Here is a 15,081-nt window from a genome sequence, read left to right on the forward strand (position 1 = left end):
CCGCCCTGACCAGGCGTTACTGCCCCACGCGCCCCGGCCGCAGGACCTTGCTGAACAGCACCGTCCCGCCCTCGGCGCGCAGCCGCACCGTCAGCTCCCCGCTGTGGCCGTCGATGTCGACCTCGCCGAAGTACTGCGGGCTCTCCATCGGCGAAAGGTTCGCCCGCTCCGGAGCCCGCACGAACACCCGCTCGGGGCCGAAGGTCGCGTCGAGGGCGTTCGCCGGGAAGCCGCCGGCGGCCAGCGGCCCCGACACGAACTCCCAGAACGGCGCGAAGTCCTTGAACGCGGCCCGCTCCGGCGCGTAGTGCTGCGCCGAGGTGTAGTGCACGTCCGCCGTCAGCCACACCGTGCCGGTGATCCGCCGGTGCTTGACGAATCGCAGAAGCTCGGCGATCTGGAGCTCACGGCCGAGCGGCGCGCCCGGGTCACCCTGCGCGATGGCCTCGAAGTTCGCCGAGCCGTCCGGTACGACCAGGCCGAGGGGCATGTCCGCCGCGAGCACCTTCCACACCGCCGTGGACGCGGCCAGCTCCCGCTTGAGCCAGGCGAGCTGCTCGGCGCCGAGGATGCCCGTGGTGTCGTCGGCCTGCCGGCCGGGGGAGTTGGCGTTCCGGTACGAGCGCATGTCGAGCACGAACACGTCGAGCAGCGGCCCGTACCGCACCACCCGGTGCATCCGGTTCCCGCGGCCGCCGCGCGCGTGGAGCGTGGAGACCGGCGTGTACTCGCCGAAGGCCCGCAGGGCCCGCGCGGCGAGGACGTCCACGTCCTTCTCCGTGTAGCGGGCGTCGTCCAGGATCTGGCCCGGGTACCAGTTGTTGCGCACCTCGTGGTCGTCCCACTGCACCACCGAAGGCACCTGCGCGTTGAACGCCCGGACGTTGTGGTCGAGCAGGTTGTAGCGGAAGTTGCCGCGGTACTCGTCGAGCGTCTCCGCGACCTTGGACTTCTCAGGGGTGGTGACGTTCCGCCAGATCCGGCCGTCGGGCAGCGTCACGCTCGGCTGGATCACCCCGTCGGCGTAGACCGAGTCGCCGCTGCACAGGAAGAAGTCGGGGTCGAGACGGCGCATCTCCTCGTAGGCGCGGAAGCCGCCGATGTCCGGGTTGATGCCCCAGCCCTGCCCGGCGATGTCCCCCGACCACAGGAAGCGGACCCCGTCGCGGCGCCGCTCCGGGGCCGTACGGAAGGTTCCGGTGACCGGCTCGCCCGTCCGGCGGGGGTCGTCCGGGTCGGCGAGGGTGACCCGGTAGTGGATCTGCTCGCCCGCGGGCAGACCGCGCAGGGCCGTGGTGCCGGTGAAGTCCGTGCCCGCGCCGATCAGCGGCCCCTGGTGGCGGCGGACCCGGCGGAACGACTCGCTCGCCGAGGTCTCGACGAGCATCCGCGCCGGCCGGTCCGACCGCACCCACACCAGACCGGAGGAGGCCGTGACGTCGCCCGTCTGGACGCCCCACCCGGCACCGGGCCGGCCCGACAGCGCGAAAGCGGGGGCGGCGAGACCGGTGCCGCCGAGGGTCAGCGCCGCCGAGGCGGCCAGCGACCCGCGCAGCACGCTGCGACGGGCGGGGGAGGGGGAACTGCCGGGTACGGGCTGGGACATGGAAGGGCCTCCGAGGCGGGTCCGGGCGGGGGCGGTGCGTCGCCCCATGCCTAACGGCCGGGGGCGGCGCCCACACCAACCCCGCGTGAACAGATCATCGGGCCTCGGCTCGCCGTCGCCTCCGAGGGCTCGCCCAGAGCCCCCAGGCCCGCCCATCGCCCCCCAGGCTCGTCCCTCGCCCGCGACGGCCTCACCCCCGGCCGACCGCCTCCGCCACCAGCCGGATCCCGGCCGTCACGGCCGAAGGCGCCAGGTGCGCGTACCCGATGACGAGCCGTACGTCCCCGTCGGCGGGCCGCGCGGTGCCGTAGTCCTCCAGGGGCCGCAGAGCCACCCCGGCCTCCGCCGCCCGCGCGAGGAACCGTTCCGGCGGCCCGAAAAGCGCCGGTACGCGCGCGATGACGTGCAGCCCGGCCGCGATGCCGCTCACCCGGGTCCCGGGCAGGTGCTCCGCGAGGGCTCCGAGCAGCGCGTCCCGCCGCTCCCGGTAGGCGCGCTGGCAGCGGCGCAGCTGACGGTCGTACCCGCCCCGCGTCACCAGCTCCGCCAGCACCGCCTGGTCGAGTACGGGGTTGCCGAGGTCCATCGTGCGCTTGCGCTCGACCACCTCGCCGAGCAGCGCCTCGGGGACGAGCGTCCAGCCGAGCCGCAGCCCGGGCGCCAGCGACTTGCTGACCGAGCCCGCGTAGACCACCCGCTCCGGGTCGAGGCCCTGAAGCGCGCCGACGGGAGCCCGGTCGTACCGGAAGTCACCGTCGTAGTCGTCCTCCAGGACGTAGCCGTCCACGGCCCGCGCCCAGTCGAGGAGCGCGGCACGGCGCCCTGCCGACCAGCTGATCCCGGACGGGAACTGGTGCGAGGGCGTCACGACCACGGCCCGCACGCCCGAGGCGGCGAGCGGCTCAGGCCGCAGTCCCTCCTCGTCCAGGGGCAGCCACACCGTGTCCAGGCCGGTCGAGGCGAACAGGCGCCCGTGTTCGGGACTGCCGGGATCCTCGATGCCGACCGCGTCGAGCCCCCGCGCCCGCAGGGCGAAGCCGAGCAGCGTCGATGCCTGCGCCACGCCCGAACAGACCACGAGCCGCTCGGGATCGGCCACCACGCCCCGCCGCCTGGCCAGCATGCCGGCCAGTGCCTCACGCAGTTCGGGCAGCCCGCGCGGGTCCGGGTACCCGAGCGCCGGGTGGGGCAGCCGGGTGAGCACGGCACGCTGGGCGGCCGCCCAGGCGGCCCTCGGGAAGAGCGACAGGTCGGGGGTCCCGGGACGGAAGTCCACCAGGACGCGGGCGGTCCCGGCGGCCGGGACCGGGACCGGAGCCGGGGCGCGGACCCCGCCCACCGGCACGCCGCCGTCCGCTCCCGGCCCGAGGCGACCGGCCGCTCCCGGCCCGAGGCGACCGCCCGCCCCGGCCCGAGGCGACCGGCCGCCCCCGGCCCGAGGCGATCGTCCACCGCCCCTGACCGTTCCGTCCGCCGCGCCCTGGCCGCCTCACCGACCCAGGTCCCCGCACCCCGGCCGCTGCGCAGGTACCCCTCGGCGGTGAGCTGCTCGTACGCCTCGGTGACGAGGCCCCGCGAGACGCCCAGGTCGGCCGCGAGCTCGCGCGTCGACGGCAGCCGGGTCCCGGCCGCGAGCCGCCCCGAGCGCACCGCCTCGCGCAGCGCCTCCTGCAGGGCCCGTCCCCGCTGCCGCGCCGGTGCGTCGACGGACGGCAGGAGCAGCTCCCACGCCGCCTGTCCGTGGTTCCTCATCCCCTGTGCCCCCTTCAGCCGTGCCCCCTTCAGCCGAACAGTGCCACCGTGAGGTCCACCTCGATGAGCTGACCCGGGTAGCCGAGCTGCGCGACGCCCAGGAGCGTACTCGCGGTGGTGAACGCCGGTCCGAGGCCGGATTCGGTGAGCCCGCGCCACGCGGTCACCAGGTCGTCCCTGTCCTCGCTCCGTACGTAGATCACCGAGCGGACCACGTGCTGCGGCTCCGCGTCCACCGCGGTCAAGGCGGCGAGCGCGTTCTCGACGACCCGGTCGACCTGCGCACCGAGGTTCCCCGGGCCGACCAGGGATCCGCTCCGGTCGAGCGGGCACTGTCCCGCCAGGTAGGCGGTGCGGCCGGCCTCCACCACGGTGATGTGGTGGTAGCCGGGAGTCGGGTGCAGCACGTCGGGATTGATGCGGGTGATCGCGTCGGCCATGCCGGTACGGGTGTTCGTCGTGGTCATCCCGGGAGTCTGACCGGCGAGCCGCCGACGCGCACCGCGTTTTCCCCGCCTCGAAGTGGTCCCCGATGGCGCGAGGGAAGTGGACCTCAACGGGGGCCGCCCCGCTGCCTAGCGTCGGAGTCATGAACGCGAACGCCCTGCGCGGGGTCCTCCTGGTCACCCTCGCCTACGCCCTCGTCGGAGCCTCCTTCACCGCGAACAGCCTGCTCGGCGCCTACCCGTACGCGGGTGGTCAGGCGCTGCGCTACGGAGCCGCCTGTCTGCTTCTGCTCCCGCTCCTCGGCCGCGGCGGGCTCGCCCCGCTGCGGAAGCTGACCGCCCGTCACTGGCTGCGGCTCGCCGCCCTCGCGGGCGTCGGCATGGTCGGCTTCAACCTGGCGGTCCTCGCCGCCGAGCGGACGGCCGAGCCCGCCGTGCCCGGTGTCCTCGTCGGCTGCGCCCCGGTCGTCGTCGCCGTCCTGGTCCCGTTGGTCGAGGGCCGAAGGCCCGCCCCCGCCGTGCTGTACGGGGCGCTGCTCGTCGCCGCGGGCGCCTTCACCGTGCAGGGCTGGGGGCGGACGGATCCGGCCGGGATCGGCTGGTCGGTGGCGGCGCTCGCGGGCGAGGTGGGGTTCACGGTCCTCGCCGTCCCGGTGCTCCGGCTGCTCGGGCCGAAACTGCTCACGGCCGCCGTCTGCGGGGTCGGCGCGGCCGAGGCGACGCTCGTCGGCCTGCTGGTGGACGGACCCGACTTCGTACGCCTGCCGACGGGGGTGGAGACGGGAGCCCTGATCTGGCAGGCGGCGCTTGCCACGGTGGTCGGTTTCGTCCTCTTCTACATGGGCGTCCAGCGAGTCGGCATGGAGCGGGCCACCCTCTTCACCGGCGCGATCCCGGTCGCCGCCGCGCTGAGCGCCGCGCTGGTCGCGGGCGCCGCCTTCGGCCTCCCGCAGGCGGTCGGCAGCCTGCTCGTGGGGGCCGGCGCCGCCGTGGGCACCGGCCTGTTCACGCGGACGCGCGGGCGGACCTCAGCGGCTGCCGTCCAGGACGACGCGCGCGACGAGAGCCGGGTCGTCGCTCATGGGTACGTGGCCGCAGCCGGGCAGCCGGACGAGCCGCGCGCCGGGCAGGGCGTGCTTGGCCCGGACGCCCTGGCGGGGAAGGAGCAGCCGGTCGCGGGTGCCCCAGGCGACGGTGACGGGCACCTCGGGTACGTCCTCGCGGAAGCGCACGGATCCGCCGGCCGCCAGGGTCTGCCGGAAGCCGGTGGCGCCGCGCAGCGCGAGCGTCTCGGCGTAGACCGCCTCGGGTGAACGGCGGCCGGGGCGCGCGTAGATGCTGCTGGTGAGCGCGGTGCGCCCGACGGGCGTACGGGACAGGCGCTCGATCAGGGGGAGGGGCATCGACCGGGCGGCGCCCCGCATCGCCCGGAGCGTCACGAAGGCGTACCGCCGTTCTCCCTCCGACCAGAACCCGGCGGGGGAGAGCGCGGTGACCGAGCGCACCCGCTTCTCCCGGCCGAGCTCCAGGGCGAGCAGTCCGCCGAGCGAGTTCCCCGCCACGTGCGGCCGTTCGACGCCGAGGGCCGCGCAGAAGCCGTCGAGCACGGCGACGACGACGGCCAGGTCGTAGGGGCAGCCGTCGGGCAGTTCGTCGGATGCGCCGAAGCCGGGCAGGTCGACGGCGATCACGTCCCGCTCGGCGGCCAGGATGTCGAGGACGGGTTCCCAGGCCTGCCAGTGGTGTCCGATGCCGTGCAGGAGCAGCAGCGGTTCGCCCGAGCCCCGGCGTTCGTACGTGAGGGACGCCGTGCGGGGCCCCGCCGGGGCCTGAAACGTGAACGCGATCCGTTCGGGCATGCGGACTCCCTGTCCTGAAGCTTCTTAGACGTCCCGTCAGGGAGAATTACCGATGAGTAGCTCGGAGTTCAAGCCCCTGTCCGAAACTGGACAGGCCGACCGCGGTGGGCTGGGATGGAGGGGTGCCCACCGACATCGCGACCGACACCCTGACCGAACTCTTCGAGGAGCACCGCCAGATGCTCCTCGGCGTCGCCTACCGCATGCTCGGCCGAGCCGCCGACGCCGAGGACGTCGTCCAGGAGGCCTGGCTGCGCTGGACCGCGGAGGACCGGGCCGCCGTCCGCGAGCCCCGCGCCTTCCTCGTACGGATCACGACGCGCCTCGCCATCGACCGCCTCCGGCAGGCCCAGTCGCGCCGCGAGTCCTACGTCGGCCCGTGGCTGCCCGAGCCCGTCGTCACCGACTTCGGCCCGGCCGCCCCCGACACCGCCGAGCGCGCCCTGCTCGCCGACTCCGTCTCCCTCGCCGTCCTGGTCGTCCTCGAATCCCTCTCCCCGCTGGAGCGGGCCGTCTTCGTGCTCCGCGAGGCCTTCGGCTTCCCCTTCGGGGAGATCGCGACCGCCCTCGACCGCTCCGAGGCCGCCGTGCGCCAGCTCGCCGGGCGGGCCCGGCGCCATGTCGACGAGGGCAAGCCGCGCTACGACGTGGACCCGGTCGAACGCCGCGACCTCACCGAGCGCTTCCTCGCCGCCGCGGCGGGCGGTGACCTCGGCGGGCTGCTCGCCCTGCTCGCACCCGACGCGCGACTCGTCGGCGACAGCGGCGGCAAGGCCAGGACCCCACGCCGGATCATCGAGAGCGCCGACAAGGTCGGGCGCTTCCTCGCCGCCGTGTCACGGGACGCGGACACCCTGTACGAGATCCGCTTCGTCGAGATCAACGGTGCCCCCGCCGTCCTCACCCTCGCCGACGGGCGGCCCGACACCGTCACCCAACTCGAGGTGCGCGACGGGCTCGTCCAGTGCGTGTACGTCATCCGCAACCCCGACAAGCTCCAGGGCCTCGCCGGCACCGGCGAACGCTGAGCCGCACCACGGCGCCGGAAGCACGCGATCGCGCCGGGCGGCCGGAACCCGCCCCGCCTCCACCCCGGGAGGCGGGGCCTTTTGCTGCGCGGGGCTCACGGGGGCGCGAACGTCCTGTGAACGATCTAGGTCAGAGGGTCACATTCGGGGGCGTTCGACAGAGGATTGGTCTTGACCAAGGGGGAGGCTCGCCTTATGGTCGCAGAGTTAGTGCAGGAACCTTTAATAAACAAGGGCGCGGAAAACCGCCGCGGGACACGGCGAATTGCGGAGGATCAGGGTGGGGACCACGCAGCTGGCATCGGTACCGGAGCCGAAGTACCAGCACCTCAAGACGGTGATCGGCGAAGCGCTCGACTCGGACTTCGCGGTCGGGGAGATCCTTCCCAACGAGCGCGAGCTCGCGGCCCGCTTCGGCGTCGCCCGTGCCACGCTCCGACAGGCCCTGGAGCAGCTGGAGCTGGAAGGCCGGCTGCAGCGCCGCCGCGGCGTCGGCACCACGGTCGCCCCGCCGCGCGTGGGCGTCGACGTCTCCACCACCCAGCACACCTGGCCCGGTGTCGGCGACGAGGCCTGGCAGTCCCTGGACTCCGCCTCCGACGTGGCACCGGCCGCCGTCGCACGCCTCCTGGAGACAGGCGCCGAGGAGCGGCTGCACATCGTCCGCCGCCTCCGCGTCAGCCAGGACCAGCCCGTCGCCGCCGAGCTGCTGTACGTACCGGCCGGCTCCGTCCCGGGTCTCAGCGCCATCGACGCACCCGCGGGGCCTGCTCGCGCCCGCGCGGTGCTGCGGGAACTCCAGCACCTCGCCCTCGACGGCCAGGACCGCTCCGTGGAGCTCGGCTCCGCCCGTGCCGACGACGCCAAGGAGCTCGACCGGCTGCCGGGCGCGCCCGTCCTGGTGGTGACGACCCGCTACCTCTCCGGAGGGCGTACCGCCGCCGTCTCCGTGGCCACCTACCGCGCCGACACCTGCCGGCTGACCTTCGGCGACTCGGTCGACCTGGTCATGGCCTCGTAGGACGACACACCCGTCACACTCACGGCCCGTCGCCGGTCAGTCCTCGGACAGACACTAGCGGCGGGCCGTCACCGTGCCCTCGACCGCGAACAGCTGCTCCTCGACGTGGTCGAGGGCCAGCCGCAGCGCGCCCGTTCCCACCGCGGCCTCGCCGAGCAGGGACAGCACCACCCGTGGCGGCCGCAGGCAGAACCGCGCCAGCTCGTCCCGGAGCGGCTGCAGTACGCCGTCGAGGCCGGCCGCCCAGCCGCCGACCACCACCAGCTCGGGGTCGATCGCGAGGACCAGCGCCGCCACGTCGTGCACCAGCCGCTGGATGAACCGCTCCTCCGCCGCCTGTGCCCGCGCGTCGCCCTTGCGGGCCAGCGCGAAGACCTCGGCGACCGCCTGCTCGTCCAGCGGGTGCAGCGGCTCGTCCGTGGTCGAGAGCAGATGCTCGGGGGTGACGCCCTGACCGAGCAGGTGCAGCGCGCCGATCTCCCCGGCCGCGCCGCCGAAGCCCCGGTGCAGCCGGCCGCCGATCAGCGAACCGGCTCCCGGGCTCAGCCCGGCCAGGACGAACACGATGTCGTCGGAGTCGGTCGCGGCACCCTTCCAGTGCTCGGCGACGGCCGCCGCGTTCGCGTCGTTCTCCACGATCACCGGGCACCGGAACGACCGCCGCAGCCGCTCGCCGAGCGCGAGACCCGTCCAGCCCGGCAGGGCGGTGCCGAGGCGGACGGTCCCGTCGGCCTCCACGATGCCCGGGGTGCCGACGCCGACCGCCCGCAGGTTGGACCGGGCGACCCCGGCCCTGCGCAGCACGTCGGCCACGACCGTGCGCACCCGGTCGAGGCGCTCGTCCTCGGGAGCCGTCTCCGCCACCTCGCGCGATCCGGCGCCGATGATCCGTCCGTCCAGACCGGACAGCAGCGCGGCCACCCGGTGCGGACCGATCTCGATGCCGAGCAGATGACCGGCCTCCGCGCGGAAGCGGAACCTCCGCGCCGGCCGCCCCTGCCGCCGGGTCTCGCCCTCCTCGGGCGCGGCCTCGACGACGAGACCGCCCTCCATGAGGCCCTCGACGACGCCTTCGACCGTGGGCCGCGAGAGGCCCGTGATCCGGGTCAGGTCCGTGAGCGTGGGCGCCTCGGCGCCGCGCAGCGCATGGAGTACCACCGCGGAGTTGATCCGCCGCAGCAGAGACGGATCCCCGCCGGTCAGCCGCCCCACAGTGTGTCCTTCCAGCTCGTGCACCTCTTCGGCGGATGGTACTCAATGGGTCGGGTCGCGGCGAGGGCCGCCCCCGGGCCCGGCCCGCGCCGCTCCCGTCCCGCCTCCTGACGGAACGCCAACTGTCAGTGCGGGCCGCTTTACTGGACCCATGACCACGGCACGGCACCTGGCGACGATCGACTTACTGCGCTCCCGCGATTTCCCTGCGCGACCGGAGCGGTCCGGGCCCCTCGACAGCGGTCCGGGCTTCCACGTGGCGGAGCTCGCGACGAGCGAGGAGTTCTGGGAGGACGACGGCACGCGCCGCGTGCTCGTCGAGGAGCAGTACGAGGCGGAGCGGGACGGGCTCGCCGTCCTGCTCACCGCCCGCTGGGGGCCACCGGAAGAGGTGGGTCTGTGGTCCGTCCTGGAGCGGAGCATGGAGGGCGAGGAGCTGCCGGAGCCGTGGTCCACTCTCAGCTCCCACACCCCGAGCGTGTGGCTGTGGCGGGCGGACGGGCGGTGGATAGGCCTCGGCGTCTCCCAGTGGGACAAGGAGCTGCCCTTCCAGCTCCTCGCCGTGATCACCGACGTCGACGTCCCCCGGGGAACCGACGTCGACGTCCCCCGGGGAACCGACCTCGATCTTCCCTGAGGGCCGAAGGACCAGGCGTCGGTCTCCTATGGAGTCCCGGTCGCCGCCGCCTCCCGGAGCCGCGCGTACTCCTCCGCCATCGTCGCCGCCGTCCAATGCGCGTTGAGGCCGCTCGGGTTGGGCAGCGCCCAGACCCGGGTGGATCCGATCACGCGCTCCTGCGGCCCGATCGCCGCCTTGGGCTCGTCGAAGGCCGTGCGGTACGCGGTGACGCCGACGACAGCGAGCCAGCGCGGCGCGAGCCGCTCCACCTTCTCGACGAGCAGCCGCCCGCCCGTCCGGTACTCCTCGCGGCTCAGCTCGTCGGCCCGCGCGGTCGGCCGCGCCACCACGTTCGTGATCCCCAGCCCGTACGAGAGGAGTTCGTCCTGCTCGTCCGGCCGCAGCAGTCTCGGGGTGAACCCGGACAGATGGAGCACCGGCCAGAACCGGTTGCCGGGGCGGGCGAAGTGATACCCCGTGGCAGCCGTCATCAGCCCGGGGTTGATCCCGCAGAACAGCACGGAAAGGCCGCCCGCCACCACGTCGGGAACGACGCGGTCGCGGGCGGCCTCCAGCTGCTCCGGGGTGAACCGGGTCAGAGGATCGCTCCGGGGGCGTAGGCGGCGGCCTCCGGGTGCTGCTTGAGGATCTCCTCGATGCGGGAGACCACGGAGGCGACCTGGTCGGCGGCGGCGCCGGTGAAGGACAGCTTGTCCGCCATCAGCTCGTCGAGCTGCGCCCGGTCCAGCGGGATGCGCTCGTCGGCGGCCAGCTTGTCCAGCAGCTCGTTGCGCTCGGCGCCCTGCTCGCGCATGGCGAGGGCGGAGGCGACGGCGTTCTCCTTGATGGCCTCGTGGGCGACCTCGCGGCCCACCCCGGCGCGCACGGCGCCCATGAGGACCTTGGTGGTCGCCAGGAAGGGCAGGTAGCGGTCGAGCTCGCGGGCGACGACGGCCGGGAAGGCGCCGAACTCGTCGAGCACGGTGAGGAAGGTCTCCAGGAGACCGTCGAGCGCGAAGAAGGCGTCCGGCAGCGCGACCCGGCGGACCACGGAGCAGGAGACGTCGCCCTCGTTCCACTGGTCACCGGCCAGCTCGCCGGTCATCGAGGCGTAGCCGCGCAGGATCACCATGAGGCCGTTGACGCGCTCGCAGGAGCGGGTGTTCATCTTGTGCGGCATCGCCGAGGAGCCGACCTGGCCGGGCTTGAAGCCCTCGGTGACCAGCTCGTGGCCCGCCATCAGGCGGATCGTCTTGGCGATCGACGACGGCGCGGCGGCCAGCTGTACGAGCGAGGTGACCACGTCGTAGTCGAGCGAGCGCGGGTAGACCTGGCCGACCGAGGTGAAGGCGTGGGCGAAGCCGAGGTGTCCGGCGATCCGCTGCTCAAGGTCGGCCAGCTTGCCGGCGTCGCCGCCGAGCAGGTCCAGCATGTCCTGCGCGGTGCCGACGGGGCCCTTGATGCCGCGCAGCGGGTAGCGGCCGAGCAGCTCCTCCAGGCGGGCGTAGGCCACGAGCAGCTCGTCGGCCGCGGTCGCGAAACGCTTGCCGAGGGTGGTCGCCTGGGCGGCCACGTTGTGCGAGCGGCCCGCCATGACCAGCTCCGCGTACTCGGCGGAGAGCTTGCCGAGACGGCCGAGGACGGCGACCGTACGGTCCCGCATCAGTTCGAGGGAGAGCCGGATCTGCAGCTGCTCGACGTTCTCGGTGAGGTCGCGCGAGGTCATGCCCTTGTGGACGTGCTCGTGGCCGGCGAGGGCGTTGAACTCCTCGATACGGGCCTTCACGTCGTGCCGGGTGACCTTCTCGCGCTCGGCGATGGAACCGAGGTCGACCTGGTCGAGCACGCGCTCGTAGTCGGCGAGCGCGGCCTCCGGAACCTCGATCCCGAGGTCCTTCTGCGCACGGAGCACGGCGAGCCACAGCTGACGCTCCAGCTTCACCTTCTGCTCGGGGGACCAGAGGACGGCGAGCTCCGCGGAGGCGTAGCGGCCGGCCAGAACGTTGGGGATGCGGGGCTTCGCAGTCACAGCAGTCACGTGGAGAGATTCTACTGGCGGTTTCTGCAGGCCAGCGCCACGGTCCCATGTGGAGCTTGCTACGAGACGCAGCTCACGCCACGAGGGGGCGACGCGCCCGAAGCGCGGCTCACGGACCCGTCGGCGGTTCGTGGGGCGCCAGGTCGGGGCGCTTCGGTGCGCGGCCGTCGCCGGAGGAGCGGCCCGTCAGCCGACGGCCGATCCAGGGGCCCAGGTGCTGCCGGGCGAAGCGGGCGTCGGCGAGCCGGCGGCTCGTCCAGCCCGGCGGCAGGGACGGCGGCAGCGGCGTCCGCCAGTCCTCCTCGGGGGCCAGGCCGAGGGCCTGCCACACTGCCTCCGCGACCCTTCGGTGCCCGTCGGCGGTGAGGTGGAGCCGGTCCACGTCCCACAGCCGGGGGTCGCCGAGCGACGGGGCGCCGTACAGGTCGACGACCAGGGCCCCGTGCCGGGCGGCCAGATCGTCGATGTGGGTGAAGAGCTCCTCCATCCGGGGGCGGAAGCGCTCCATGACCGGACCGTTCCTGCCGGGGCTGCGCATCAGGACCAGCTGCCCGCAGGACGGCGCGAGCCGTTCGACGGCCTCGGTGAGCAGCCCGCGCACCCGCCCCATGTCGACCTTGGGCCGCAGGGTGTCGTTGAGTCCGCCGACGAGGGTCACGAGGTCCGCCTTCATGGCGGCGGCCGTGTCGACCTGCTCCTCGACGATCTGGCCGATGAGCTTGCCGCGTACGGCGAGGTTGGCGTACCGGAAGCCGGGGGTGCGGGCGGCCAGGCGGTCCGCGAGGACGTCGGCCCAGCCCCGGTAGGAACCGTCGGGCCTGAGGTCCGACATGCCCTCGGTGAAGCTGTCGCCGAGCGCGACGAAACTGTTGTATGTGGCATTGATCTGCATGGCCGAGCGATCATACCGCGCGGTATGCGAGGCGTGCCCGCCGGGGAGGCGGAAGGAGGCGGGCTCCGGGAACATCCGGGACCCGCCTCCTCGCGTACCCGCTACGACGCCGCCGGGCGGCCCACCAGCTCCCGCAGCACGTCCTCCATCGCCACGAGCCCCGACGGCTTGCCGTCCTCGTCGAGCACCGCCGCCAGATGCGTCCGGCTGCGACGCATCGCGGTCAGGACGTCGTCCAGCGGCGTGGCCGCCCGCACCCTGGCGATCGGCCGCAGCGCGGACACCGGGAACGGCTCGTCGCGGGGCGAGACGTCAAGGGCGTCCTTGACGTGCAGATAGCCGAGGATCCTGCGCTCCGCGTCGACCACGGGGAAACGTGAGAAGCCCGTCCGCGCCGACAGCGCCTCCAGCTCCTCGGGAGTGGTGCCCACCTGCGCGTACACCACCTTCTCCGCCGGCATCACGACATCCCGTACGGGACGGCGGCCCAGCTCCAGGGCGTCGTGCAGCCGCTCGGCCGCCCGGTCGTCCAGGAGTCCGGCGTCGCCAGCGTCGGTGACCATCCGGGCCAGCTCGTCGTCGGAGAAGGTCGCCGAGACCTCGTCCTTGACCTCCACCCGCAACAGCTTGAGCAGGGCGTTGGCGAAGGCGTTGATCGTGAAGATCACCGGCCGCAGCGCCCGCGCGAGCGTCACCAGGGGCGGGCCGAGCAGCAGCGCGGTGCGCGTCGGCTCGGCGAGCGCGATGTTCTTCGGCACCATCTCGCCGAGCAGCATGTGCAGGTACGTGGCCACGCTCAGCGCGATCACGAACGAGATCGGGTGGACCAGACCGTGCGGCACGCCGATCGCGTCGAAGACCGGCTCGAGCAGGTGCGCGATGGCCGGCTCGGCGACGATGCCGAGGACCAGGGTGCAGAGCGTGATGCCGAGCTGCGCCGCGGCGAGCAGCGCGGACACGTGCTCCAGGCCCCACATGACGCTGCGGGCCCGCCGGTCACCGGACTCGGCCAGCGGCTCGATCTGGCTGCGGCGGACCGAGATCAGGGCGAACTCGGCGCCGACGAAGAAGGCGTTGACGATCAGGGTGAGAAAGCCGATCAACAGCTGGATCGCGGTCATCGTCCCGCCTTCCCGGTCTCGTCGGTCCCGGCGGCCCCGGCGTCGGTTTGGTGCGTCGCGGGGGCGTGCAGCAGGACGCGCGCGGCGCGCCGGCCCGAGGCGTCCACGACGTCGAGCCGCCAGTCGCCGAGGTCCACCCGGTCGCCGACGGCCGGGATGCGGCCCAGCTCATGGGCGACGACGCCCGCGAGCGTCTCGTACGGGCCGTCCGGCACCCGGAGGCCGATCACCTCGACCTGGTCGGTACGGGCCGCGCCGTCCGCGGACCAGAGCTCACGCCCGTCCGCGTCCTCGCCCGCCCGCGCCAGGTCCGGCGTCTCGTGCGGGTCGTGCTCGTCGCGTACCTCGCCGACGACCTCCTCCACGATGTCCTCCAGCGTCGCGACACCGGCGGTGCCGCCGTACTCGTCGATGACGACGGCCATCGTCTGCTTCCCGGACAGGCGGTCGAGGAGGCGGTCGACGGTCAGCGTCTCGGGGACGAGCAGGGGCTCGCGCAGCAGTTCGCCGATCCGGCGGTGCGGGCGCTCGGCGGCCGGTATGGCGAGCACGTCCTTGATGTGCGCGATGCCGACGACCGCGTCGAGGCTGCCCCGGTAGACCGGGAAGCGGGACAGACCGGTCGCGCGGGTCGCGTTGGCGACGTCCTCGGCGGTGGCCTGCACCTCGAGGGCGGTGACCTGCACGCGGGGCGTCATCACGTTCTCGGCGGTCAGCTCGGCGAGGTTGAGGGTACGGACGAACAGCTCGGCCGTGTCGGCGGGCAGCGCGCCCTCCTTCGCGGAGTGCCGGGCGAGGGCCACGAGCTCCTGGGGGGAACGCGCGGACGCCAGCTCCTCGGTGGGCTCCATGCCGATGCGGCGCAGGATCCGGTTCGCGGTGTTGTTGAGGTGGCTGATCAACGGCTTGAAGGCGGCCGTGAAGATCCGCTGCGGGGTGGCGACGACCTTCGCGACGGCGAGGGGCGAGGAGATCGCCCAGTTCTTGGGGACCAGCTCGCCGACCACCATCAGGACCACGGTCGACAGGGCGGTGCCCAGGACGAGCGCCACCGAGGAGGCGACCGCGGGGGAGAGGCCGACGGCCTCGGCCGGACCGCGGATCAGCTTGGCGATCGACGGCTCGGCGAGCATGCCGACGACCAGGTTGGTGACGGTGATGCCGAGCTGGGCGCCGGAGAGCTGGAAGGTCAGCGACCTGACGGCCTTGAGCGCCCCCGCCGCGCCGCGCTCGCCGCGCTCCACGGCGGCTTCGAGCTCGCCGCGCTCGACGGTGGTCAGCGAGAACTCGGCCGCGACGAAGGCGCCGCAGGCGAGGGAGAGGAGGAGCGCAAGGAGGAGCAGAAGCACTTCGGTCATCGGTTCACCTCCGTCCCATGATCAGTCAGGGGGCGGAGGACCGCTCGATGTCGGTCTTCGGAGCGGGAGTCGGAACCAGTGCTACTGGGAGGCTCGCCCATGGGCGGACGCTCACACCTTTCGATCGTC

General features: G+C 73.6%; 13 protein-coding genes and 2 pseudogenes. 4 read left to right on the forward strand and 11 right to left on the reverse strand.

Annotation, left to right across the window (positions count from 1 at the left end):
* Nucleotides 1–16 precede the first annotated feature (16 nt).
* From ACIA8N_RS30170 to ACIA8N_RS30185, 4 genes and pseudogenes are all read right to left on the reverse strand, one after another.
* Nucleotides 17–1,606 (reverse strand): alkaline phosphatase D family protein, encoded by a 1,590-nt coding sequence (locus ACIA8N_RS30170; RefSeq protein ID WP_365780811.1) that lies wholly within the window; start codon nucleotides 1,604–1,606, stop codon nucleotides 17–19.
* 190 nt (nucleotides 1,607–1,796) lie between these two features.
* Complete coding sequence (locus ACIA8N_RS30175; RefSeq protein WP_365780920.1) at nucleotides 1,797–2,945, reverse strand: PLP-dependent aminotransferase family protein; 1,149 nt, start codon at nucleotides 2,943–2,945, stop codon at nucleotides 1,797–1,799.
* 128 nt (nucleotides 2,946–3,073) lie between these two features.
* Nucleotides 3,074–3,358: pseudogene (locus ACIA8N_RS30180) on the reverse strand (GntR family transcriptional regulator); the annotation flags it as partial.
* Between the two features lie 29 nt (nucleotides 3,359–3,387).
* Complete coding sequence (locus ACIA8N_RS30185; protein ID WP_365780919.1) at nucleotides 3,388–3,798, reverse strand: RidA family protein; 411 nt, start codon at nucleotides 3,796–3,798, stop codon at nucleotides 3,388–3,390.
* Between the two features lie 149 nt (nucleotides 3,799–3,947).
* Between ACIA8N_RS30185 and ACIA8N_RS30190 the strand changes: the two are divergent.
* Nucleotides 3,948–4,784, forward strand: a pseudogene (locus ACIA8N_RS30190) (EamA family transporter); the annotation flags it as partial.
* Nucleotides 4,785–4,832: 48 nt separating this feature from the next.
* Here the strand turns inward: ACIA8N_RS30190 and ACIA8N_RS30195 are convergent.
* Nucleotides 4,833–5,663: an alpha/beta fold hydrolase gene (locus ACIA8N_RS30195; protein ID WP_365780810.1), complete on the reverse strand. Its 831-nt coding sequence runs from the start codon at nucleotides 5,661–5,663 to the stop codon at nucleotides 4,833–4,835.
* A 134-nt stretch (nucleotides 5,664–5,797) separates the two neighbouring features.
* On the opposite strand from ACIA8N_RS30195, the gene sigJ reads away from it, so the two are divergent.
* Nucleotides 5,798–6,691: an RNA polymerase sigma factor SigJ gene (sigJ, locus tag ACIA8N_RS30200; RefSeq protein ID WP_365780918.1), complete on the forward strand. Its 894-nt coding sequence runs from the start codon at nucleotides 5,798–5,800 to the stop codon at nucleotides 6,689–6,691.
* Nucleotides 6,692–6,971: 280 nt separating this feature from the next.
* Complete coding sequence (locus ACIA8N_RS30205) at nucleotides 6,972–7,712, forward strand: GntR family transcriptional regulator (RefSeq protein ID WP_365780809.1); 741 nt, start codon at nucleotides 6,972–6,974, stop codon at nucleotides 7,710–7,712.
* A gap of 54 nt (nucleotides 7,713–7,766) precedes the next feature.
* Here the strand turns inward: ACIA8N_RS30205 and ACIA8N_RS30210 are convergent, their stop codons facing one another.
* Entirely contained in the window at nucleotides 7,767–8,924 is a 1,158-nt protein-coding gene (locus ACIA8N_RS30210) for an ROK family transcriptional regulator (RefSeq protein ID WP_365780808.1), read from the reverse strand.
* Between the two features lie 151 nt (nucleotides 8,925–9,075).
* Here ACIA8N_RS30210 and ACIA8N_RS30215 point away from each other — a divergent pair, with 151 nt between their 5' ends.
* A complete protein-coding gene (locus ACIA8N_RS30215; RefSeq protein WP_365780807.1) occupies nucleotides 9,076–9,561 on the forward strand; it encodes a hypothetical protein in 486 nt (161 codons plus the stop codon).
* Between the two features lie 26 nt (nucleotides 9,562–9,587).
* Here the strand turns inward: ACIA8N_RS30215 and mug are convergent, their stop codons facing one another.
* The 5 genes from mug to ACIA8N_RS30240 form a co-directional block, all read right to left on the reverse strand.
* Entirely contained in the window at nucleotides 9,588–10,142 is a 555-nt protein-coding gene (mug, locus tag ACIA8N_RS30220; protein WP_365780917.1) for a G/U mismatch-specific DNA glycosylase, read from the reverse strand.
* Nucleotides 10,139–11,581, reverse strand: coding sequence for an adenylosuccinate lyase (gene purB, locus ACIA8N_RS30225; RefSeq protein ID WP_030545949.1), 1,443 nt, complete (start codon nucleotides 11,579–11,581; stop codon nucleotides 10,139–10,141). Before purB ends, mug begins: the two co-directional genes overlap by 4 nt.
* A 109-nt stretch (nucleotides 11,582–11,690) precedes the next feature.
* Complete coding sequence (locus ACIA8N_RS30230) at nucleotides 11,691–12,473, reverse strand: SGNH/GDSL hydrolase family protein (protein ID WP_365780806.1); 783 nt, start codon at nucleotides 12,471–12,473, stop codon at nucleotides 11,691–11,693.
* Between the two features lie 101 nt (nucleotides 12,474–12,574).
* Nucleotides 12,575–13,594 (reverse strand): hemolysin family protein, encoded by a 1,020-nt coding sequence (locus ACIA8N_RS30235; RefSeq protein WP_365780805.1) that lies wholly within the window; start codon nucleotides 13,592–13,594, stop codon nucleotides 12,575–12,577.
* Nucleotides 13,591–14,952 carry a hemolysin family protein gene (locus ACIA8N_RS30240; protein WP_365780804.1) on the reverse strand — a complete coding sequence of 454 codons (1,362 nt, stop codon included), beginning with the start codon at nucleotides 14,950–14,952 and terminating at the stop codon, nucleotides 13,591–13,593. Before ACIA8N_RS30240 ends, ACIA8N_RS30235 begins: the two co-directional genes overlap by 4 nt.
* Nucleotides 14,953–15,081 lie beyond the last annotated feature (129 nt).

Origin of the sequence: Streptomyces sp. NPDC051822, assembly GCF_044452745.1 — a bacterium.
In the GTDB taxonomy this organism is placed as follows: domain Bacteria; phylum Actinomycetota; class Actinomycetes; order Streptomycetales; family Streptomycetaceae; genus Streptomyces.